Genomic DNA, 19,130 nt, shown 5'->3' with positions numbered 1-19,130 from the left:
CGACATGGGAAGGAGCGTGACCAAAGTCCGCCATTGGTTGCTGATATCAGCCGTAGCCGCCAGCGTCAGTCAGGCCCTGGCCGCAGAAGGAACAGGCAGTAGCTGCCCCCCTCCCCCGCCCAAGGCCCAAGAACAGGCCAGTGGCAAACCCCTGAGCCAGGAGGCCATCGAGGCTTCCGCCAAGAAGGCCACCCTCGACGGCCAGCAGCACGCCACCCTGGAAGGGGACGTAAAGCTGCGCCAGGGCGATCGCCTCGTCACCGCCGATCAGGCGGAAGTAGATCGTAGCAAGGGCCAACTCAGGGCCAAGGGCCAAGTCAGCTTCCAGGACGGTCAGCTGCGCCTGTCCAGCCACACCCTGGAAGCCCACTCCGACGACGACAGCGCCAAGCTGGACACCGTCCAGTACCAGATCCTCGGCACCAACGCCCATGGCAAGGCCAAGCGCATGTCGTTGTCCAAGGAGAAGGGTTTCACCCTCGAAGGCGGCAGCTTCACCACCTGCCCGGCGGACAACCCCGCCTGGCAGCTGGACGCAGACAAGATAGAGGCCGACCCCAACGAGGGCTGGGGCAGTGCCAAGGGCGCCAAGTTCAGGCTCTTCGGGGTACCCGTTTTCTATTTCCCCTACCTGAGCTTCCCGATCAACAACGAGCGTAAGAGCGGCCTGCTCTACCCGACCCTGGGGACCAGCGACAAGCGCGGCCTGGAATATGCCCAACCCATCTACTGGAACATAGCCCCCAACCTGGATCTGACCCTCACACCCCGTTACATGTCGGAGCGCGGTACCCAGCTCAATACCGAGTTCCGCTACCTCTATGGCGAAGACAGGGGCGAGCTCAACCTCGAATACCTGCCCAACGACAAGAAGTTCAACGGCGACAACAGCAAGCGCTACCTCTTCAACTGGCAGCACAACGGCCGCTTCAGCGACCACTGGCGCTACAACGCCAACTACACCACCGTCAGCGACGACGCCTATTTCGTGGATCTCAACTCCAACCGGGGTTCCTCCACCGATACCCAGATAGTGCGCAGCGGCGCCATCGCCTACCTGTCTGACGACTGGAACTTCACCGCCGAGGTCAAGAACTTCGAGGTGCTGGGCGCCTACCCCGACCCCTACCAGGCCATGCCGCGCCTGACCTTGTCCAGGGAGGACAAGGATTTCTGGGAAGGGCTGGATTTCAATTTCTATTCCGAACTGACCGCCTTCGACAACCAGGACCCGACCAAGCCCACGGCCGAGCGCCTGCACATAGAGCCGACCCTGGCCTTCCCCCTGGAAAGCCCCTCCGGCAGCCTGACCACGGAACTCAAGCTCTACCAGACCTTCTACCAGCAGCACGACAACAGCGGCCAGTTGGCCGACAGCGTCTCCCGGACACTGCCCCAGCTGCGGATCTACGGCCAGCTCAACTTCGAGCGGGACATGAAACTGGACGGGCGCAACTACCGCCAGACCCTGGAGCCCCAGTTCCAGTACCTCTTCATTCCCAAGGAAGATCAGAGCAAGATCGGCCTCTACGACACCAGCCTGCTCCGTGAGGACTACCACGCCCTGTTCCGCAACCGCCGCTACTCGGGGCTGGACAGGATCACGGACGCCAACCAGGTCACCCTGGGTGTCACCAGCCGCCTCTTCGACCAGCACAACGAGGAACGGCTGCGGGCCTCCCTCGGCGAAGTCCTCTACCTGCAGGACTCGGAAGTCGGCCTGGACAACACCACTGGCCAGGTCAGCCGCTCCACCTCGGCCCTGGCCGGTGAACTGGACCTGCGCATCGACCGCAGCTGGGGGATTTCCGGCTCAATGCTGTTCGATACCGACAGCGGCCAGACCCGCCGTGGGAACTTAACGGTGGATTACAGGGTCAGTGACGATAAGCTGTTGCAGTTCACCCACCGTTACGTGCGCGACATCACCGATAACGAGAACATCGACCAGGCCGGCATCAGCGGCTCCTGGAAGCTGGATGAGCAGTGGCAGGTCTTTGCCTCGCACTATGAGGATCTGCGGCTGCACAGGACCGAGGAAACCTACGCCGGTTTCGAGTACGAGGCCTGTTGCTTTGCCGTCAGGATGACGGTCAGGCGCCGGCTCAACCCCATACTGTCGGACGGCCCCGAATTCACGGGCCAGTCCACCTTCGATAACAGCATCAGCCTGGAGTTTATCTTCAAGGGCCTGGGCGGGGGCGGCAGCAGCGGCGACAAACTATTAAGCAAAGGGCTTTTCAGCTATCGTGAGCCCTATAACCTGAGTTACTAAAAACGATGAGAATGCACGTGAAACTCCTTGCCGCCATGGCTGGCGGCCTCTTGATGATGGGCCAGGCCCAGGCCAAACCCGAGCTGCTGGACAAGGTAGCCGTGATCGTGGACCAAGGGGTGATACTCCAGTCCGACGTCGACGACATGATGCGCGACATCAAGAGCAGCGCCCTCCAGGCCCATCAGGAGCTGCCCTCCGACCGGGTGCTGCGCAAGCAGGTGCTGGACCGGCTGATCAACCAGGAACTGGAGATGCAGACCGCCAAGCGCATCGGCATGCAGATCTCCGACGCCCAGTTGGACCAGACCATCGCCAATATCGCCGGCGACCAGAAGATGTCGGTGGAAGAGCTCAAGCGCCAGATCGAGAAAGAAGGCGGCAACTTCGAAAGCTACCGCGAGCATGTGCGCACCGAACTGACGGTCGGCGAAGTGCGCCGCATCGCCGTGGGCCGCCGCATCCAGGTCAGCCCCCAGGAAGTGGACGCCATGGTCAAGCAGCTCAACGCCCAGGGTAACCAGAACGTCGAGCTGCACCTGCGCCACATCCTCATCGAAGTGCCCCAGAACGCCGACAGCAAGCAGTTGGCCGACGCCAAGGACAGGGCCGACAAGGTGCTGGCCCGCCTCAACAAGGGCGAGGACTTCGCCCAGCTGGCCATCATCGCCTCCTCCGGCGCCCACGCCCTGGAAGGGGGTGATCTGGGCTGGATCAACGCCAACGAAGTGCCCACCCTCTTCGCCGACGCCCTCAAGGGCGCCACCAAGGGCCAGATCATCGGGCCCCTGCGCTCCGGCGCCGGCTTCCACATCGTCAAGGTCGACGACATCCGCGGCCAGAAGACGGTGGAGCTCAAAGAGGTCCATGCCCGCCACATCCTGATCAAGCCTTCCATCATCCTCAGCGAGGACAAGGCCAAGGAAGAGCTGAGCCAGTGGCGCCAGGAGATCCTGGACGGCAAGAAGAAGTTTGAAGACCTGGCCACCGCCAACTCCGAAGATCCCGGTTCAGCCAGCCAGGGCGGCGACCTGGGCTGGGCCGACCCCAGCATCTACGATCCGGCCTTCAAGGACGCCCTGTCCCGCCTCAAGGACGGCCAGATCTCCCAGCCTTTCCGGACCAGCTTCGGCTGGCACATAGTGCAGCTGCTGGGCGAGCGCACCACTGACGCCACCGCCAAGGCCAAGGAAGACAGGGCCTACCGCATCCTCTTCAACCGCAAGTTCAACGAAGAAGCGGTCGCTTGGCAGCGCGAGATGCGCAACCAGGCCTACATCGATGTGCTGGAAGACGATAAATGATCCATCGCGTTGCCCTGACCCCAGGTGAGCCGGCCGGCATAGGCCCTGACCTGGCGGTCATGCTGGCCCAGCAGGACTGGCCGGTGGAAGTGGTGGTCTGCGCCGATGGCGACCTCCTCAAGGCCCGGGCTAAAAGCCTGGGCCTGCCTTTAGAGCTGCGCCCCTTTGAGCCCTGGACGCCGGCTCGGCCCCAGGAAAAAGGCAGCCTGACCCTGGCCCCCTTCCAAGTCCGCGAGGACGTGGTACCAGGCCAGCTCAGCGAAGCCAACGCCCACTATGTGCTGGAGACCCTGGCCTTCGCCGGCGAGGGCAACATGGACGGCCGTTTCGCCGCCGTGGTGACGGGTCCCGTGCACAAGGGCATCATCAACCGCGCCGGCATCGCCTTCTCCGGCCACACCGAATTCTTCGCCCAGCAGGCCAATGCCAGCGACGTGGTGATGATGCTGGCCACCGAAGGGCTGCGGGTGGCCCTGGTCACCACCCATATTCCCCTGGCCTACGTGGCCAAGGCCATCACCCCGGAGCGCCTGAGCAAGGTGATCCGGGTGCTGCACGAGGATCTGGTGGGCAAGTTCGGCCTGGAAAAGCCCCGCATCTACGTCTGCGGCCTCAACCCCCATGCCGGGGAAGGCGGCCACCTGGGCCGGGAGGAGATCGACGTCATAGCCCCGACCCTGGAGATGCTGAGGGAAGAGGGCATCCAGCTGATAGGCCCCCTGCCCGCCGACACCCTCTTCCAACCCAAGTATCTGGATGACGCTGATGCGGTGCTGGCGATGTATCATGATCAGGGGTTGCCGGTGCTCAAGTACAAGGGCTTCGGCAAGTCCGTCAACATCACCCTGGGCCTGCCCTTCATCAGGACCTCGGTGGATCATGGTACCGCCCTGGATCTGGCCGGTACCGGTAAGGCAGACGCAGGCAGCATGAGACTGGCCCTGTCCGAAGCCATAGCCCTAGCTAATCGTTGAATTCATGACTGACAATGTTCATCTGGGCCACCGCGCCCGCAAGCGCTTCGGCCAGAACTTCCTCAATGACGCCGAAGTGATCGGCAACATAGTCCGCGCCATCAACCCCCAGCCCGACGACGTGCTGGTGGAGATAGGCCCCGGCCTCGGCGCCCTCACCGAGCCGGTGCTGGAAGCGGCCGGCCAGCTGCAGGTAGTGGAGCTGGACCGCGACCTGGCGGCGCGCCTGCGCCAGCGGGGCGACATCGTCGTCCACGAAGGGGACGCCCTCAAGTTCGATTTCGGCAGCCTCCATCAGCCGGGCAAGACCTTCAAGGTGTTCGGCAACCTGCCCTACAACATCTCCACCCCGCTGCTGTTCCACCTCTTCCGCTGGTCCGACTGCATCGACCAGATGCACTTCATGCTGCAAAAGGAAGTGGTGGAACGCATGGCTGCCGGCCCCAACAGCAAGCAATACGGCCGCCTGTCGGTGATGACCCAGTATTTCTGCCAGGTGATCCCGGTGCTGGAAGTCCCGCCCCATGCCTTCAAGCCGGCCCCCAAGGTGGACTCGGCTGTGGTGCGGCTGGTGCCCCACAAGGTCAAGCCCTATCCGGTGAAGGACGAGAAGCGCCTCAGCCAGATCCTCACCGAGGCCTTCAACCAGCGCCGCAAGACGGTACGCAACACCTTCAAGGCCCATTTCACAGCCGAGCAGCTGGAAGCCCTGGGTGTCGATCCCAATGCCAGGCCGGAAAACCTCAGCCTGCCCCAGTACGTCAAGCTGGCCGACGCCCTGACCGAGCAGCTGACCGAGGAGTAACCATGCTGCGCTTTCAGATCCATGTGGACAGCCGTTACCTGGAAGACAGATCCCTGCCGGAAGAAGACAAGTACGTCTTCGCCTACACCATCACCATCCGCAACCTGGACACCAAGGCGGCGAAGCTGCTCAACCGCTACTGGCTGATCACGGACGGCAACGGCAAGACCACAGAGGTGGCCGGCGCCGGCGTGGTGGGCCAACAGCCCACCATCCAGCCCGGCGGCCAGTACAGCTACACCTCAGGCGCCGTGCTGGAAACCCCGGTGGGTACCATGGAAGGCCACTACGAGATGGAAGAAGAAAGCGGGGCCAAGTCCAAGACCCCTATTCCCGTCTTCCGCCTGGCGGTGCCCAAGGTACTGAACTAGTGCGCTACGTGGTGGGGGACATCCAGGGCTGCTTTGACGAGCTGCAGGCCCTGCTGGACAGGGTCGGTTTCCAGCCGGGCCGCGACTGCCTCTACAGCGTCGGCGACCTGGTGGCCCGGGGTCCCAAGTCATTGGAAGTGCTACGGCTCTTCATGTCCCTGGAAGGCAGCGCCAAGATGGTGCTGGGCAACCACGACCTGCATCTGTTGGCCGTGCTCTGCGGCTTCCATAAGGCCAAGAAAGGGGACCAGCTGGAGGCCGTGCTGGCCGCCCCCGAGCGCAATGCCATCGTCGACTACCTGCGCCGCCAGCCCCTGGCGCTCTGGCTGGAGGCCCCTGGCGTCCTCGTCACCCATGCCGGCCTGCCGCCCCACTGGGGCATCGCAGATTGCCTGACGGCCAGCACCGAGGTCGAAGCCGCCCTGCAAGGCCCAGACTGGCAGCAGATGCTCGAAGCCATGTACGGCAACGAGCCCAACAGTTGGAGCCCGGGGCTGCAGGGCCAGGACCGCCTTCGCTACATCATCAACGCCCTGACCCGGATGCGCTTCTGCTATCCGGACGGCGCCCTGGAACTCAAGTGCAAGTCTTCCCCCCAGGAAGGCCTCAAGGCCGGCCTCAGGCCCTGGTACCAGTTCCACCCCCAGCTACCTTTCCAGCTGGCCTTCGGCCACTGGGCCGCCCTCAACGGCCAGTTGTCCCGTTCCGACATCAAGGCACTGGACACCGGCTGCGTCTGGGGCAACAAATTGACGCTCTGGTGCCTGGAAACCGGCGAACTGTTGCAGCAGGCTGCTCTTTCCTAAAGCATTTCAATTTTTTGTCGATAGATCCCTGTAACCTGGGTTGCGTCACTGTCGCGGATGGGATTTCACCATTAAACTAGGCAACCCATGTTTTTGGGCAAGCATTTTGCATAAGTCCACGCCGTCAAGCATTTGTCAGAGGGAAGCTTCATGAATCTCACTGTCGCCAAGCGAATCGTTTTTGGCTTTGTGATTATCGCCCTGCTGTTGTTGGTCAACGGCTTCAGTTCTTTCGTTGGCTTTACCAATGTCCAGAAAAGCGTCCAGCGGGCCACCTCGCTGGCAGTGGGCTCGGTGATCGATGTCGGCCAGCTGCAGCAGAGCAGCGCCGTTCTCAGCGAGCTGGGCCTCAAGGCCTACCACAGCCAGGAGATCAAGGAGATCCAAGGCTTCCAGGAAAAAGCTGAGACGACCGCCGGCAGTCTCCAGAAGTCCCTGACCAGCTTCAAGCAGCTGATCAAGGACGAGACATCCCTGGTGGCCACCAGCAAGGACGTGGAAGGCAGCTTCAGTGCCCTGCAAGGGGCTCAGCAACGCCTCTTCACCGCCAAGCTGGCCAGCCTCAAGCTGCGCGACCAGATAAAGAAGCAGCAGTCCGACGTGGCCGACACTTCTGACGATGCCAGCAGCACCATTTTGGATCTCATCGATTCCGGCCTGGACAGCGGCACCACCGCGACTGCCAACAAGCTGGAAAACATGTTCCTTTCCCTGTCCACCAGCATCATCGAATTCACCAAGGTGACTGACGACACCAAGGCCGACACCATCGCCGGTGAGATCAAGTTCGCCCTGGGGGATATCGACGCCAACCTGGCCACCATCGCCAAGGCCAAGGGTGAAGACGACAAGTACATCAAGTCCCTGAAGGACAAGGTTGCCACCCTGCGCCAGGCCATCACCGGCTCCGGCAGCGGTATCATCGACCAGCTCAAGGCCAAACTGGGCGAGAACCAGAAGGCCGCCGGCGCCCTGATGGAAGAGCAGATCAACCTGGAAGGCCTGCGCGGCTCCCTGGCCAAGCTGCAGAAGGCTTCCAAGCAGATCGCCGACGACACCAAGAGCGACATCGACGGCGCCGTCACCACCGCCAACACCTTCACCGGCCTGGTGATGCTGGCCTGCTTGGTTGCCGCCGTGCTGATCAGCATCTACGTGGTGCGTTCCATCACCAAACCCCTGGACAAGGTCAACGAGATGCTCAAAGTATTGGCCTCGGGCGATCTCAGTCGCCGCCTGGAGGACAGTGCCACAGACGAATTCGGCACCCTGGCCCGCAACACCAACAGCCTGATCGACTCCCTGCGTAACCTCATCGACGGCATCTCCCAGGGCTCCACCCAGCTGGCCGCCAGCGCCGAGGAAACCTCTGCCATCACTGCCCAGACCAAGGTTGCCATCCAGCAGCAGAAGGGCCAGGTGGATCAGGTGGCTACCGCCACCACCCAGATGTCCGCCAGCGCCGATCAGGTCACCCACAGCGCCGCAGACACCCTGTCCTCTGTGCTGCGCGCCGAGAGCGAAGCCGATCGGGTCCGCCAGCTGTCCGCCGACACCAAGAGCACCATCCAGATGCTGGCCGCCGAAGTCGAGGCCGCATCCCAGGTCATCAACAAGCTGCACCAGGACAGCGCCAACATCGGCTCCATCCTGGACGTGATCCGCGGCATCGCCGAACAGACCAACCTGTTGGCCCTTAACGCCGCCATAGAGGCGGCCAGGGCCGGCGAACAGGGCCGCGGCTTCGCCGTGGTGGCCGACGAGGTCAGGACCTTGGCGTCCCGCACCCAGCAGTCCACCCAGGAGATCCAGGCCATGATCGAAGCCCTGCAGCAGGGTGCCGAGCAGGCCGTAGCCGCAATGGAGCAAGGCAAGTTCCAGGCCGAGAGCTGCGTGTCCAAGTCCATGGAGTCCGACGTGGCCCTGACCCACATCACCGAAGCCGTACACGAGGCCCGTGACAAGAGCGAGCACATCGCCCAGGCAGCCCAGGAGCAAGGCATAGTGGCCCAGGAGATCAGCGAAAAGCTGTCCTCCATCGTCAACATCGCCGAGGAAACCGCCCAGGGTGCCGAGCAGACTGCCGTCTCCAGCGAAGAAGTGGCCAGGCTTTCCGAAGATCTGCGCAACTCCATCCGCCGTTTCCGCATCTGAGGATAAGGAAAAAGCAAGCGCGGCCAGGGGCCGCGCTTTTTTTTTGAGGAAAAAACATGAAGAAGTTCTGGCTGGCCACCCTGCTGTTCCTGGCCGCCTGCAGCCCCTCAGGCCCAAGCCAAACGGAGCTGGAAAGGGCCGCCGCCTTGGCCGAAGGCGCCGTCGGCAAAGATGCCTTCCTCAGGACAGACAAGGTTCGGCTGCTCGACTCCAGGCTTCTGGATAAAGACAGGCTGGAAGTGGCCCTGGCCTACGACATCGTCTTCACCAAGGACTTTCCCGAGGCGGCCCACGACCTCGGCGCAGGCCTGGCACCGGACCTCTTTGCCCGTTTCGGCTCCAGCCTGGCCGCCATGTCCCTGAAGATGGAATACGGGCTCTTCCGTAAGGGAGAGCGGCGCCAACGCCAGCAGCACCTATTGCTGGAGAAAGGTAAAGAGGGCTGGCAGCTGGCCGACAAACAGCAATAAAAAACCCTGCCTCCTGGGCAGGGTTTTGCCTTGGCAAGAGCTTCTTAGAGGCGCTCTTTCACGGCGGCGATGGTGGCGCTGCCACCGAAGCCGTTGGCATCGGCCCAGGCGACGATGGTCTTGCCATCAGCCTCGGGGGCGTTCAGGGAAGAGCCGGACAGCTGCTTGGCGATGAATTCGCCGGTGTCGTCGGCACCTGAGGTCAGGGCGAAACGCAGCAGGCTCATGCCATTGCACTTGATACCGTCATAGATGTTGCGCAAGCGGATACCGGAGTCGGACAGCTTGGAACGCAGACGGTTCTTGTCGTTGGCAGCGACGTAGTCGCAAATACTGGCAACCAATTGTTCAGCATTGGCGCTGGCGGGGGTGGGATGATAGGTAAACGCCAACAACAGCGCTACAGCACCCATTTTCAATACTTTCATTACGTCAACCACTCCTAACAGGCAAGCAAGGACAGCACTTAAATGCTAACAATTTAGGCATTGCCCCTCAATCGGGATCCGGTGAAATGCCTGGATCTCAACGCTCAAAGGTGACAAAGGTCAAATTGTGCTCATTATGTAGATCGGCCAAAAACTCACTTTCTTGAATTTTGCGCCAAGTATTTTCACCTTCCCAATCCGGGAAGCGGGTATCGCCCTCGATGTCGGCATCGATGAAGGTCAGATAGAGGCGTTTGGCCCGGGGCAGGGCCTGTTGGTAGATCTGCCCTCCGCCAATCACCATCACTTCCTCCACCTCGGCGACGGCGGCGAGGGCTTCATCCAGGCAGGCGAAGACCTCGACCCCTTCAGGCCTGAAATCTGACTGACGGGAGATCACCAGGTTACGCCGTCCCGGCAGGGGGCGCCCTATGCTTTCGAAGGTCCTGCGCCCCATCACCACCGGCTTGCCCAGGGTCACGGCCTTGAAGTGCTTGAGGTCGGCGGGCAGGTGCCAGGGCATGTCGTTGTCGCGCCCTATCACCCTGTTGTTGGCCATGGCGGCCACCAGGGACAGTATCATCTTGAGGTTCCCGGCAGGAAAAAGGCGAGCTTAACAAAAAGCCGTGCCCCAGGGCACGGCTTTGGCGTTAACGCTCGTAGATCACTTCGACATCGTAGTCGTCGTCATCCCAATCATCGTCGTCCAGGTCATCGTCATCGGACTCATGCTCGGCGACCGCCTTCAGGTGGTAGTCGTCCCACTTGAAGTCGACATTGACCTTGTCTTCGGCCTTCTCTTCTTCCGGCGGCAGGCTGTCGATGAAGGTCATCAGCTCGCGGGCGACCTCTTCGGTACCCTCGCCCAGCACGGCGCAGATCTGGAAGTGGGGGCCTTCAAAATCCAGGGCCTCCATGATCTCCTCGATACGCTCTTGCAGTTCATCCTCTTCCAGCAGGTCGCACTTGTTGAACACCAGCCAGCGGGGCTTGGCCGCCACCTTGGGCGAGTACTTGTCCAACTCGTCGATGATCACCAGGGCGTTCTCGACCGGATCCGAGCCGTCGAAGGGGTTGACGTCTATGACGTGCAGCAGGATACGGCAGCGTTCCAGGTGGCGCAGGAACTGGAAGCCGAGGCCGGCTCCTTCCGCCGCTCCTTCGATGAGGCCGGGGATGTCGGCAATGACGAAGCTCTTGCCCGGGAAGGGGTTGACCACGCCCAGGTTGGGAACCAGGGTGGTGAAGGGGTAGTCGGCAACCTTGGGCTTGGCCTTGGACACGGCGCGGATGAAGCTGGATTTACCGGCATTGGGCAGGCCCAACAGGCCCACGTCCGCCAGCAGCAACAGTTCCAGCATCAGGTTGCGTACTTCACCCTTGGTACCCAGGGTACGCTGGCGCGGTGCCCTGTTGACCGAGGACTTGAAGCGGGTGTTGCCAAGGCCGTGGAATCCACCTTTGGCCACCATCAGGCGCTGGCCGTGCTTGGTGACTTCACCCACCAGTTCGCCGGTGTCGTCATCGCTGGCGCGGGTACCCACAGGCACGCGCAGCACCAGATCCTGGCCACGCTTACCGGTACAGTTCTTGGCACCGCCGTTCTCACCACGCTCGGCCTTGTAGAAGCGCTCGAAACGGTAGTCGATCAAGGTATTGAGGTTTTCGTCCGCCTCTATGTAGACATCGCCGCCGTCGCCGCCGTCACCACCGTCAGGGCCGCCATTGGGGATAAACTTCTCACGACGAAAACCGACGACACCGTTGCCGCCGTCCCCCGCTTCGACGCGGACCAAGGCTTCATCTACGAACTTCATTGCGACTTTTCTCCTGCCTGAGGTTTAAGCATAGGACGGCTCTGCAATAAAAAACCCCGCGCTGGGCGGGGCTTTCAAGTACGGCTTCAGCTTACTCAGTGATGATGCTGACGTACTTGCGGTTTTTCGGGCCTTTCACCTCGAACTTCACCTTGCCTTCGGCAGTGGCGAACAGGGTGTGGTCCTTACCGATGCCCACGTTGTCACCAGCGTGGAATTTGGTGCCGCGTTGACGGACGATGATGTTGCCAGCCAGGACAGACTCACCACCGTAGCGCTTTACACCCAGGCGTTTGCTTTCGGAATCACGGCCGTTACGAGTAGAACCGGCTGCCTTTTTGTGTGCCATGGATACTTCTCCTTATCAGGCGCTGATGCCAGTGATTTTGACTTCGGTGAACCACTGACGGTGGCCCATCTGCTTACGATGGTGCTTACGGCGACGGAACTTGACGATCTTCACCTTGTCGCCACGGCCGTGAGCAACTACCTCAGCAACAACTTTGCCGCCGTCAACGTAGGGGGCACCTACTTTGACGTCGTCGCCAGTGGCGACCATCAGCACCTTGTCGAACTCGACAACGGCACCGGCTTCCAGATCCAGCTTCTCCAGACGAACGACTTCGCCTTCAGCTACACGGTGTTGCTTACCGCCACTTAGGATAACCGCGTACATGGTTTTTCTCCGTTATTCTCCGCACCGGCCTGAGGCGGGTGCGCAATAAACCTGACAATAGGGCGCGTATTCTAATGAAAAGGACCAGGCACAGCAACCCGATCATCCATAAAAAGTAGAAAAATTGCGCAAAAGCCTGAACCCATTGTGACTATGTCCCGGGCCAGGGCTTTTAGTGTAAGATCGGCGGCACCAGACACACAAGACAAGGGCCTGGCGGCCACCATCTTTTTATATGGATCTCGCCCAAATACGCCAACTCTGCGCCACTGACATGGACTCGGTCAACGAGACCATCCAGCAGCAGCTCGCTTCCGACGTGGCCCTCATCAACCAGCTCGGCTTCTATATCATCAGCGCCGGCGGCAAGCGGCTGCGCCCCATGCTGACGGTGCTGGCAGCCCGCGCCCTGGGCTATGAGGGCGACAAGCATGTACGCCTGGCCACCCTGGTGGAGTTCATCCACACCTCCACCCTGCTGCACGACGACGTGGTGGACGAGTCCACCCTGCGCCGCGGCCGTGAAACCGCCAATGCCCTGTTCGGCAACCAGGCGTCGGTGCTGGTGGGGGACTTCCTCTACAGCCGCGCCTTCCAGTTGATGGTGGATCTGGACTCCATGAAGGTGATGCGGGTGCTGGCGGACGCCACCAACGTCATCGCCGAAGGGGAAGTGATGCAGCTGATGAACTGCAACGACCCCGACACCACCGAAGAACGCTACTTCAAGGTCATCTACTGCAAGACCGCCAAGCTCTTCGAGGCAGCCACAGGTCTGTCCGCCACCATCGCCGGCCGGCCAGAGCTGGAAAAGGCCATGACCGACTACGGCATGTACCTGGGCACCGCCTTCCAGCTCATCGACGATCTCCTCGATTACGAGGCGGACGCCGAGGAACTGGGCAAGAACCTCGGGGACGATCTCGCCGAAGGCAAGCCCACCCTGCCGCTGCTGCACGCCATGCATAACGGCAACCCGGAAGAAGCGGCCCTGATCCGCCAAGCCATAGAGCAAGGGGACGGCCGCGACAAGCTGGAGACGGTGCTGGCCACCATGCATCGCCTGGGCTCCCTGGACTACACCTACCAGCGCGCCCTGGAAGAGGCCGACAAGGCCATAGCGGCCCTGGCCGAAGTGCCGGACAGCCCCTACAAGGAAGCCCTGATCGGCCTGGCCCACGTGGCGGTCGAGCGCAAGAGCTAAGAAAGGATACAAGGCCCGGTCAAACCGGGCCTTTTCTCAGGAGGAGCCGATGTCCAGAGCCGAACGCCTCCTGCAGCTGATGCAGCAGCTGCGCCTGCACCGTTTCCCCGTCAGCGGCCAGGCCCTGGCCACCACCCTTGGCATCAGCCTGCGCACCCTCTACCGCGATATCGCCAGCCTCCAGGCCCAGGGCGCCGACATCCGGGGTGAAGCCGGCCTTGGCTATGTGCTCAAGCCAGGCTACCAGTTGCCGCCCCTGATGCTGGCCGAAGAGGAGATAGAGGCCCTGATGCTGGGCACCCGCTGGGTAGCCCGCCATGGCGACAACGACCTGGCCGAAGCCGCCCGCCACCTCACCGCCAAGATAGAGGCGGTGTTGCCCCAGAAGCTCCAGGACTACCTGGCCGGCGCCCCCTTGCTGGTGGCGGCCCCAAGGGCTCCTCTGCCCTGCCAGGTGGACGTGGCCCAGATCCGCGAAGCCATACGCCGGGAGCGCAAACTGCGGATCCGCTACCAGGACCAGCAGGGCCAGGAGAGCCAACGGCTGATCTGGCCCATCGCCATCGGCTTTTTCGAGCAGGTCAGGATAGTCGCCGCCTGGTGCGAGAGCCGCCAGGCCTTCCGCCATTTCCGCACCGACCGGTTGCTGGCCATAGAACTCCTGGCAGAGCCCTACCCCGGCCGCCGCCAGCTGATGCACCAGTGGCGCCAGGTCCATGGACAGCCCCCACAAGGCTACTGACAGAAACTGTCAGTGCCCTGCCCTAATCTCCTTGTCGTGGCCAAGCCTGGCCAAAGGCAAACCAAGGAGAACCCCATGCTCAACCCCGGTATCGTCATGCTCTACGTCGCCGATCCCATAGGCTCATCCCGCTTCTACCAGCAACTGCTGGGCAGGCAACCCGTAGAACAGTCGGAGACCTTTGCCCTCTTCGTCTGGGAGTCAGGGCTCAAGCTCGGCCTCTGGCGCCAGGACCAGGTGGCTCCGGTCGTCACGGCGCCCCAGGGCAGCGGCGAACTCGGCATCCCCCTGGACTCTCGTCACGAGGTGGACAATCTCTACCAGGACTGGACCAACCTGGGCCTGGAGATACTGCAGACACCGGAGGCTATGGATTTTGGCTACACCCTGGTGGCGGCCGACCCCGACGGCAACCGCATCCGCGCCTACCACTTGGAAGCGTGAATAAAAAAGGGAGCCTTAAGGCTCCCTTTTTCGTTTCGTGCCGGCCTTATTTGCCGTTCACGAACTCCTCACCCAGGGCGATGTCGCCCTTCAGGGTGGGCAGCATGCCGTCCAGGGCGGCCTGCTCGAAGGCAGAGATCTCGCCGTAGCCCAGCACTTCTTCGACGCCGTTCTTGCCCAGGCGGATAGGTTGGGCGAAGAAGCGGGCGTGCTCGGAGCCGCCGTCAACGTAGGCGCACTCGATGACGTTGGCTTCGCCGTTCAGGCCACGGATCAGGGACAGGCCGAAACGGGCGGCAGCCTGGCCCATGGACAGGGTGGCGGAGCCGCCACCGGCCTTGGCTTCAACCACTTCGGTGCCGGCGTTCTGGATACGCTTGGTCATGGCGGCGATTTCGTCGTCAGACAGCTTCAGGCCTTCGACCTGGGACAGCAGCGGCAGAATGGTCACGCCGGAGTGGCCGCCGATGACGTTGATCTGTACGTCGGCGGGGTTTTTGCCCATGGCTTCACCGATGAAGGTCTCGGCGCGGATCACGTCCAGGGTGGTCACGCCGAACAGGCGGGCCTTGTCGTAAACGCCTTTGGCCTTCAGCACTTCTGCGGCGATGGCCACAGTGGTGTTGACGGGGTTGGTGATGATACCGATCAGCGCCTTGGGGCAGTTGTCGGCGATGGCTTCCACCAGGGCGCGCACTATGCCGGCGTTGACGTTGAAGAGGTCGGAACGGTCCATGCCGGGCTTGCGGGGCACGCCGGCGGGGATCAACACAACGTCGGCACCGGTCAGGGCTTCGGCCAGCTTGTCTTGACCGAAACCAGCTACCTTGACGGCGGTGGGGATGTGGCTCAGATCAACGGCAACACCGGGAACAACCGGGGCAACGTCATAGAGGGCCAGTTCGGAACCGGCGGGCAGCTGGGTTTTAAGCAGCAGAGACAGAGCCTGACCGATACCACCGGCGGCGCCAAGAACGGCAACTTTCATCGCATTTTCTCCCTATTGTCTGACCTGTTCAGGTGTGCGCTGCACCTTAGCCCAAGAGCGGTCAAAAAACAATTGGCGCCAGGCTAAGCGGCGCTGGGAGCTGGCCCGGTGGGCGTCAAGATCAGTGGACTTTCAGGTAGTGGGCGAGGATGTGGTCAAGCTGGTTGCGCTGGCGCAGTCCTTCGAGGGCCTTGTTGATGCTCTCCAACAGGGCGTCCTGGCTGCGCCCCTTGGCCAAGGCTATGCCCATGCCGCGGCCGAAGTAGCGAAGGTCGCGCACCGGGCTGCCCATCAGGCGCAGGTCGCTGTTGTTGGGGTCGGACAGCCAGGCGTTGGCCACGGCCGAGTCCACGAAGATGGCGCTGATCCGGCCCTGGCGCAGTTCGTTAAGGGCGCCGTTCAGCTCGTCGTAGCTGGTGAGCTGCCACTGGCGTTGGTCGATGAGGTACTGCTGGTGGCTGGAGCCGTTCTGCACCCCTATGTAGCCGGAGTGGGCGACACGGTCCGTGGAGCTCTTGAGGGTCACGTAGACGGCGGCGTTGCGGTAGTAAGGGTCGGAGAAACGGATGTCGTTGTCATAGTGTGAAGAAATGTCCAAGGCCGCTATGACGGCGTCCAGGTCCCCACCTTCCAACTCGTCCAGCAGGCTGTCGAAGGGGTGCTCGATGATGATGCAGGGCCGCTGCAACTCTTCACAGATGGCATGGGCGATATCCACGTCGACCCCCACCAGCTGGCCGGCGTCGTCGCGGTATTCGAAGGGGGGATAGGTGGCTTCGGTGCCGAACACGAGTGGCTTCCCTTGTTCAGGCATGTCCTTCGCCTCGGCCGCGCTCCAGGTACAGCAGTACAACAGGCCAAGCCAAACCGCCTCGCGTATCACCTTTAACTACCACTCCAAGCTGAATTATTGCCACCAAGACTGACAGCGAAAGCCCCGGGATGCAAGCTGCCAAAGCCCGGCGCCCATGCTACCATGCAGGTTGTGCATGAATATGCAGGTACCCTGCCTGTAGGACACAAAAACAATGACCCAAAGCAATCAAGAAGCCCTGATAAAATCCTTCAAGCAGCTCCTCAAGGAAGAACGTTGCGGTTCCCAGAGCGAGATTGTGACCGCCCTGCAGGGCCAGGGATTTGAAAACATAAGCCAGTCCAAGGTCTCGCGGATGCTCACCAAGTTCGGTGCCGTCCGTACCCGCAACGCCCGCCAAGAGATGGTCTACTGCCTGCCTGCGGAACTGGGGGTACCCACCGCCAGCAGCCAGCTCAAGCACCTGGTGGTGGACGTGGACCACAACGAGTCGATGATCGTCATCAAGACCAGCCCCGGCTCGGCCCAGCTGATCGCCCGGCTGCTGGACTCCTTTACCAAGGCCGACGGCATCATGGGCACCATAGCGGGGGACGATACCATACTGGTGATCCCCACCCGCCTCAGCCACATCCGCGACACATTGAAGATGATCAACGATCTCTTCCGCTGAAAACCAGGCTGACAAATAGAGGGCGCTTAGGCGCCCTTTCTCTTATTTGCTGACCTTGAATTCCGGGTAGGCTTCCATGCCGCACTCGGCCATGTCCACCCCTTCGTACTCTTCCTCTTCGGATACCCGCAGCCCAACCACTTTCTTGAGCAAGAACCAGACGACAAAGGAAGTACCGAAGACCCAGCCGAAAATGCTGGCCACCCCTATGGCCTGGACGCCGAAGCTGCTGCCGCCGTTGGCAAAAGGCACGGCCATCAGGCCCCAGATGCCGGCGACGCCGTGGACAGAGATGGCACCGACAGGATCGTCTATGCGCAGCTTGTCGAGGCCCACCACAGAGAACACCACCAGCACGCCGCCGATGACGCCGACCAGGGTGGCCCAGAGCGGGCTGGGGGCCAGGGGCTCGGCGGTGATGGCCACCAGGCCGGCCAGGGCGCCGTTCACGGCCATGGTCAGGTCGGCCTTGCCGAACAGCCACTTGGCGGTGATGAGGGCGGCGATCAGGCCACCGGCCGCAGCCATGTTGGTGTTGACGAAGACCTTGGCCACGTTGTTGGCCTCACCGATGTTGGAGATCTTCAGTTCTGAGCCGCCGTTGAAGCCGAACCAGCCCAGCCAGAGGATGAACATGCCGAGGGTGGCCAGGGGCAGATTGGAGCCGGGGAAAGCGTTGATCTCGCCGTTCTTGCCGTACTTGCCTTTGCGGGGGCCCAGCAGCAGCACCCCGGCCAGGGCGGCGGAGGCACCGGTGAGGTGCACTATGCCGGAGCCGGCAAAGTCCAGGAAGCCCAGCTTGTCCAAGAAGCCGTGGCCCCATTTCCAGTAACCCTCTATGGGGTAGATGAAGGCGGTCAGCACCACGGCAAAGCCCAGGAAGACCCAGAGCTTCATGCGTTCGGCCACGGCGCCGGACACCACCGACATGGCGGTGGCCACGAACACCACCTGGAAGAAGAAGTCGGCCATGGCGGAATAGACGGGGGCACCGTCGCCACCGGCCAGCACGCTTTCCACGCTGTGGTCGCCACTACCCAGCAGGAAGTGGATACCGGGCCAGATGCTGTTCACGGCTTCGGCCGGGTACATGATGTTGTAGCCACAGAGCATGTACATGACGCAGGCCACGGCGTAGAGCACCATGTTCTTGGTCAGTATCTCTGTGGTGTTCTTGGCCCGCACCAGGCCCGCTTCCAGCATGGCGAAACCGGCCGCCATCCACATGACGAAAGCACCCGACACCAGCAGGTAGAAGGTGTCGAGGGCATAGGCAATTTGTACTGATGGTTGATCCATTATCCTCTCCTCAAAAGTTGCTTGGCATCGCTCAGATGGCGTCTTCGTCACGCTCTTCGGTACGGATGCGGACCACGGTCTCCAGGTCCTGGACCCAGATCTTGCCGTCGCCGACCTTGCCGGTCTGGGCGGCCTTGAGGATGGCGTCGATCACCAGGTCCACCTGGCTGGCAGTGACCAGGATGTCCAGCTGCACCTTGGGTAGGAAATCGATACGGTATTCGGCCCCACGATAGAGTTCGGTGTGGCCGCGCTGACGGCCGAAGCCGCGCACTTCGCAGACGGTGAGTCCGTGTACCCCGGCTTCGGTCAGGGCTTCACGAACATCATCGAGCTTGAAGGGCTTGATGATGGCGGTGACTTTTTTCATCGCCTTTCCTCCTTGTTGAGATGACAAGGCTTTATCAAGCCCTGTGCCAATCAGGAAAAGGCAATGTAATCAATATGTTGATATTTAGAGTAAATATTCAGGCGGGTAAACTGCACCAGAGCGGCGCGGCGCTGCACTAAGCTGGTGCAACGAAGTCCAGCCAGGCGGCCAACAACTTGAGGCCATCCTCCAGGCCGCAGCGGGCTTCCAGGCTGCTGTCGTCGAGGTCCAGATCCGGGTCCCATTCACCCGCATCCAGACCCAGGCTGTGGTGTTGCACCAGCAGCTCGCCCTCTTCGCTATGCAGGCCCCATTCGCGGCCTTCAAAGTGGCAAGAGCCCCCTTGCAGCTGGCTGATGAGGGCCTTCAGTTTGGTGCCGTCCCGGCCCAGCTCATCCTCGATAAAGCGGCCAAGGGCCTCGAAGCCGTATTCCATACGGATCTGATGACGGCCTGTGAAGGGGTCGAGTCTGAACTGGTATTCCATGGCACCTCCTGAAGGGGGCGCCATTGTAG

At 61.8% G+C, this 19,130-nt stretch carries 22 protein-coding genes; 12 read left to right on the top strand and 10 right to left on the bottom strand.

What is annotated here, in order from left to right; genetic code table 11:
- The first annotated feature begins 16 nt into the window (after positions 1-16).
- The 8 genes from lptD (at position 17) to PVT67_RS02465 (ending at position 9,159) form a co-directional block, all read left to right on the top strand.
- Positions 17-2,275 (top strand): LPS assembly protein LptD, encoded by a 2,259-nt coding sequence (gene lptD, locus PVT67_RS02500; protein ID WP_301497482.1) that lies wholly within the window; start codon positions 17-19, stop codon positions 2,273-2,275.
- Between the two features lie 5 nt (positions 2,276-2,280).
- Positions 2,281-3,579 (top strand): peptidylprolyl isomerase SurA, encoded by a 1,299-nt coding sequence (surA, locus tag PVT67_RS02495; RefSeq protein WP_336407795.1) that lies wholly within the window; start codon positions 2,281-2,283, stop codon positions 3,577-3,579.
- On the top strand, positions 3,576-4,553 hold the full coding sequence (pdxA, locus tag PVT67_RS02490; protein ID WP_301497479.1) for a 4-hydroxythreonine-4-phosphate dehydrogenase PdxA: 978 nt from the start codon (positions 3,576-3,578) through the stop codon (positions 4,551-4,553). Before surA ends, pdxA begins: the two co-directional genes overlap by 4 nt.
- A 4-nt stretch (positions 4,554-4,557) precedes the next feature.
- Positions 4,558-5,358 carry a 16S rRNA (adenine(1518)-N(6)/adenine(1519)-N(6))-dimethyltransferase RsmA gene (rsmA, locus tag PVT67_RS02485; protein WP_301497477.1) on the top strand — a complete coding sequence of 267 codons (801 nt, stop codon included), beginning with the start codon at positions 4,558-4,560 and terminating at the stop codon, positions 5,356-5,358.
- Between the two features lie 2 nt (positions 5,359-5,360).
- Positions 5,361-5,729, top strand: a complete 369-nt coding sequence (gene apaG / locus PVT67_RS02480; protein ID WP_301497475.1) for a Co2+/Mg2+ efflux protein ApaG — start codon at positions 5,361-5,363, stop codon at positions 5,727-5,729.
- A complete protein-coding gene (locus PVT67_RS02475) occupies positions 5,729-6,535 on the top strand; it encodes a symmetrical bis(5'-nucleosyl)-tetraphosphatase (RefSeq protein ID WP_301497473.1) in 807 nt (268 codons plus the stop codon). Before apaG ends, PVT67_RS02475 begins: the two co-directional genes overlap by 1 nt.
- A 150-nt stretch (positions 6,536-6,685) precedes the next feature.
- Complete coding sequence (locus PVT67_RS02470) at positions 6,686-8,689, top strand: methyl-accepting chemotaxis protein (RefSeq protein ID WP_301497471.1); 2,004 nt, start codon at positions 6,686-6,688, stop codon at positions 8,687-8,689.
- A 56-nt stretch (positions 8,690-8,745) separates the two neighbouring features.
- Positions 8,746-9,159 carry a hypothetical protein gene (locus PVT67_RS02465; protein WP_301497469.1) on the top strand — a complete coding sequence of 138 codons (414 nt, stop codon included), beginning with the start codon at positions 8,746-8,748 and terminating at the stop codon, positions 9,157-9,159.
- 44 nt (positions 9,160-9,203) lie between these two features.
- On the opposite strand, the gene PVT67_RS02460 is transcribed toward PVT67_RS02465, so the two are convergent.
- The 5 genes from PVT67_RS02460 to rplU form a co-directional block, all read right to left on the bottom strand.
- Complete coding sequence (locus tag PVT67_RS02460) at positions 9,204-9,587, bottom strand: DUF3718 domain-containing protein (RefSeq protein WP_301497466.1); 384 nt, start codon at positions 9,585-9,587, stop codon at positions 9,204-9,206.
- Positions 9,588-9,684: 97 nt separating this feature from the next.
- Positions 9,685-10,170 carry a type 3 dihydrofolate reductase gene (gene folA, locus PVT67_RS02455; RefSeq protein ID WP_301497464.1) on the bottom strand — a complete coding sequence of 162 codons (486 nt, stop codon included), beginning with the start codon at positions 10,168-10,170 and terminating at the stop codon, positions 9,685-9,687.
- A 67-nt stretch (positions 10,171-10,237) separates the two neighbouring features.
- Complete coding sequence (gene cgtA / locus PVT67_RS02450; protein ID WP_301497461.1) at positions 10,238-11,404, bottom strand: Obg family GTPase CgtA; 1,167 nt, start codon at positions 11,402-11,404, stop codon at positions 10,238-10,240.
- 91 nt (positions 11,405-11,495) lie between these two features.
- Complete coding sequence (gene rpmA, locus PVT67_RS02445; protein ID WP_301497459.1) at positions 11,496-11,753, bottom strand: 50S ribosomal protein L27; 258 nt, start codon at positions 11,751-11,753, stop codon at positions 11,496-11,498.
- A 15-nt stretch (positions 11,754-11,768) separates the two neighbouring features.
- Positions 11,769-12,080: a 50S ribosomal protein L21 gene (rplU, locus tag PVT67_RS02440; RefSeq protein ID WP_301497457.1), complete on the bottom strand. Its 312-nt coding sequence runs from the start codon at positions 12,078-12,080 to the stop codon at positions 11,769-11,771.
- A gap of 235 nt (positions 12,081-12,315) precedes the next feature.
- Here rplU and ispB point away from each other — a divergent pair, with 235 nt between their 5' ends.
- The 3 genes from ispB to PVT67_RS02425 all read left to right on the top strand — a co-directional run bounded on the left by ispB (position 12,316) and on the right by PVT67_RS02425 (position 14,470).
- Entirely contained in the window at positions 12,316-13,284 is a 969-nt protein-coding gene (gene ispB / locus PVT67_RS02435; protein WP_301497455.1) for an octaprenyl diphosphate synthase, read from the top strand.
- A 49-nt stretch (positions 13,285-13,333) separates the two neighbouring features.
- The gene (locus PVT67_RS02430) at positions 13,334-14,026 is read left to right on the top strand and encodes a helix-turn-helix transcriptional regulator (RefSeq protein WP_301497454.1); all 693 of its coding nucleotides are present in this window, start codon (positions 13,334-13,336) and stop codon (positions 14,024-14,026) included.
- A gap of 75 nt (positions 14,027-14,101) precedes the next feature.
- Entirely contained in the window at positions 14,102-14,470 is a 369-nt protein-coding gene (locus PVT67_RS02425; protein WP_301497452.1) for a VOC family protein, read from the top strand.
- 46 nt (positions 14,471-14,516) lie between these two features.
- Here PVT67_RS02425 and mdh read toward each other — a convergent pair whose 3' ends face one another.
- Positions 14,517-15,458: a malate dehydrogenase gene (gene mdh / locus PVT67_RS02420; RefSeq protein WP_301497450.1), complete on the bottom strand. Its 942-nt coding sequence runs from the start codon at positions 15,456-15,458 to the stop codon at positions 14,517-14,519.
- 121 nt (positions 15,459-15,579) lie between these two features.
- Positions 15,580-16,248, bottom strand: a complete 669-nt coding sequence (locus PVT67_RS02415; protein ID WP_301497448.1) for a transporter substrate-binding domain-containing protein — start codon at positions 16,246-16,248, stop codon at positions 15,580-15,582.
- Positions 16,249-16,486: 238 nt separating this feature from the next.
- Between PVT67_RS02415 and argR the strand changes: the two genes are divergently transcribed.
- A complete protein-coding gene (gene argR, locus PVT67_RS02410; RefSeq protein WP_301497445.1) occupies positions 16,487-16,945 on the top strand; it encodes a transcriptional regulator ArgR in 459 nt (152 codons plus the stop codon).
- Between the two features lie 42 nt (positions 16,946-16,987).
- Here the strand turns inward: argR and PVT67_RS02405 are convergent, their stop codons facing one another.
- The 3 genes from PVT67_RS02405 to PVT67_RS02395 all read right to left on the bottom strand — a co-directional run bounded on the left by PVT67_RS02405 (position 16,988) and on the right by PVT67_RS02395 (position 19,101).
- Positions 16,988-18,244 carry an ammonium transporter gene (locus PVT67_RS02405; RefSeq protein ID WP_301497443.1) on the bottom strand — a complete coding sequence of 419 codons (1,257 nt, stop codon included), beginning with the start codon at positions 18,242-18,244 and terminating at the stop codon, positions 16,988-16,990.
- A gap of 31 nt (positions 18,245-18,275) precedes the next feature.
- Positions 18,276-18,614, bottom strand: a complete 339-nt coding sequence (locus PVT67_RS02400; RefSeq protein WP_301497441.1) for a P-II family nitrogen regulator — start codon at positions 18,612-18,614, stop codon at positions 18,276-18,278.
- Between the two features lie 136 nt (positions 18,615-18,750).
- Positions 18,751-19,101 (bottom strand): YacL family protein, encoded by a 351-nt coding sequence (locus tag PVT67_RS02395; RefSeq protein WP_301497440.1) that lies wholly within the window; start codon positions 19,099-19,101, stop codon positions 18,751-18,753.
- Between the last annotated feature and the right edge of the window lie 29 nt (positions 19,102-19,130).

It is taken from the genome of Gallaecimonas kandeliae (genome assembly GCF_030450055.1).
GTDB lineage: Bacteria > Pseudomonadota > Gammaproteobacteria > Enterobacterales > Gallaecimonadaceae > Gallaecimonas > Gallaecimonas kandeliae.
Note: the sequence above shows the minus strand (reverse complement) of the source record. Positions and strands in the feature narration are given on the sequence as shown.

What these genes read in the sequence shown, in the direction of transcription:
- pdxA (WP_301497479.1), top strand. Translation starts at nt 3,576, where the DNA reads ATGATCCATCGCGTTGCCCTGACCCCAGGTGAGCCGGCCGGCATAGGC.
- mdh (WP_301497450.1), bottom strand. Translation starts at nt 15,458, where the DNA reads ATGAAAGTTGCCGTTCTTGGCGCCGCCGGTGGTATCGGTCAGGCTCTG.
- folA (WP_301497464.1), bottom strand. Translation starts at nt 10,170, where the DNA reads ATGATACTGTCCCTGGTGGCCGCCATGGCCAACAACAGGGTGATAGGG.
- PVT67_RS02395 (WP_301497440.1), bottom strand. Translation starts at nt 19,101, where the DNA reads ATGGAATACCAGTTCAGACTCGACCCCTTCACAGGCCGTCATCAGATC.
- argR (WP_301497445.1), top strand. Translation starts at nt 16,487, where the DNA reads ATGACCCAAAGCAATCAAGAAGCCCTGATAAAATCCTTCAAGCAGCTC.
- PVT67_RS02430 (WP_301497454.1), top strand. Translation starts at nt 13,334, where the DNA reads ATGTCCAGAGCCGAACGCCTCCTGCAGCTGATGCAGCAGCTGCGCCTG.
- ispB (WP_301497455.1), top strand. Translation starts at nt 12,316, where the DNA reads ATGGATCTCGCCCAAATACGCCAACTCTGCGCCACTGACATGGACTCG.
- PVT67_RS02470 (WP_301497471.1), top strand. Translation starts at nt 6,686, where the DNA reads ATGAATCTCACTGTCGCCAAGCGAATCGTTTTTGGCTTTGTGATTATC.
- rsmA (WP_301497477.1), top strand. Translation starts at nt 4,558, where the DNA reads ATGACTGACAATGTTCATCTGGGCCACCGCGCCCGCAAGCGCTTCGGC.
- surA (WP_336407795.1), top strand. Translation starts at nt 2,281, where the DNA reads ATGAGAATGCACGTGAAACTCCTTGCCGCCATGGCTGGCGGCCTCTTG.
- PVT67_RS02405 (WP_301497443.1), bottom strand. Translation starts at nt 18,244, where the DNA reads ATGGATCAACCATCAGTACAAATTGCCTATGCCCTCGACACCTTCTAC.
- PVT67_RS02400 (WP_301497441.1), bottom strand. Translation starts at nt 18,614, where the DNA reads ATGAAAAAAGTCACCGCCATCATCAAGCCCTTCAAGCTCGATGATGTT.
- cgtA (WP_301497461.1), bottom strand. Translation starts at nt 11,404, where the DNA reads ATGAAGTTCGTAGATGAAGCCTTGGTCCGCGTCGAAGCGGGGGACGGC.
- rpmA (WP_301497459.1), bottom strand. Translation starts at nt 11,753, where the DNA reads ATGGCACACAAAAAGGCAGCCGGTTCTACTCGTAACGGCCGTGATTCC.
- PVT67_RS02465 (WP_301497469.1), top strand. Translation starts at nt 8,746, where the DNA reads ATGAAGAAGTTCTGGCTGGCCACCCTGCTGTTCCTGGCCGCCTGCAGC.
- PVT67_RS02460 (WP_301497466.1), bottom strand. Translation starts at nt 9,587, where the DNA reads ATGAAAGTATTGAAAATGGGTGCTGTAGCGCTGTTGTTGGCGTTTACC.
- apaG (WP_301497475.1), top strand. Translation starts at nt 5,361, where the DNA reads ATGCTGCGCTTTCAGATCCATGTGGACAGCCGTTACCTGGAAGACAGA.
- rplU (WP_301497457.1), bottom strand. Translation starts at nt 12,080, where the DNA reads ATGTACGCGGTTATCCTAAGTGGCGGTAAGCAACACCGTGTAGCTGAA.
- PVT67_RS02425 (WP_301497452.1), top strand. Translation starts at nt 14,102, where the DNA reads ATGCTCAACCCCGGTATCGTCATGCTCTACGTCGCCGATCCCATAGGC.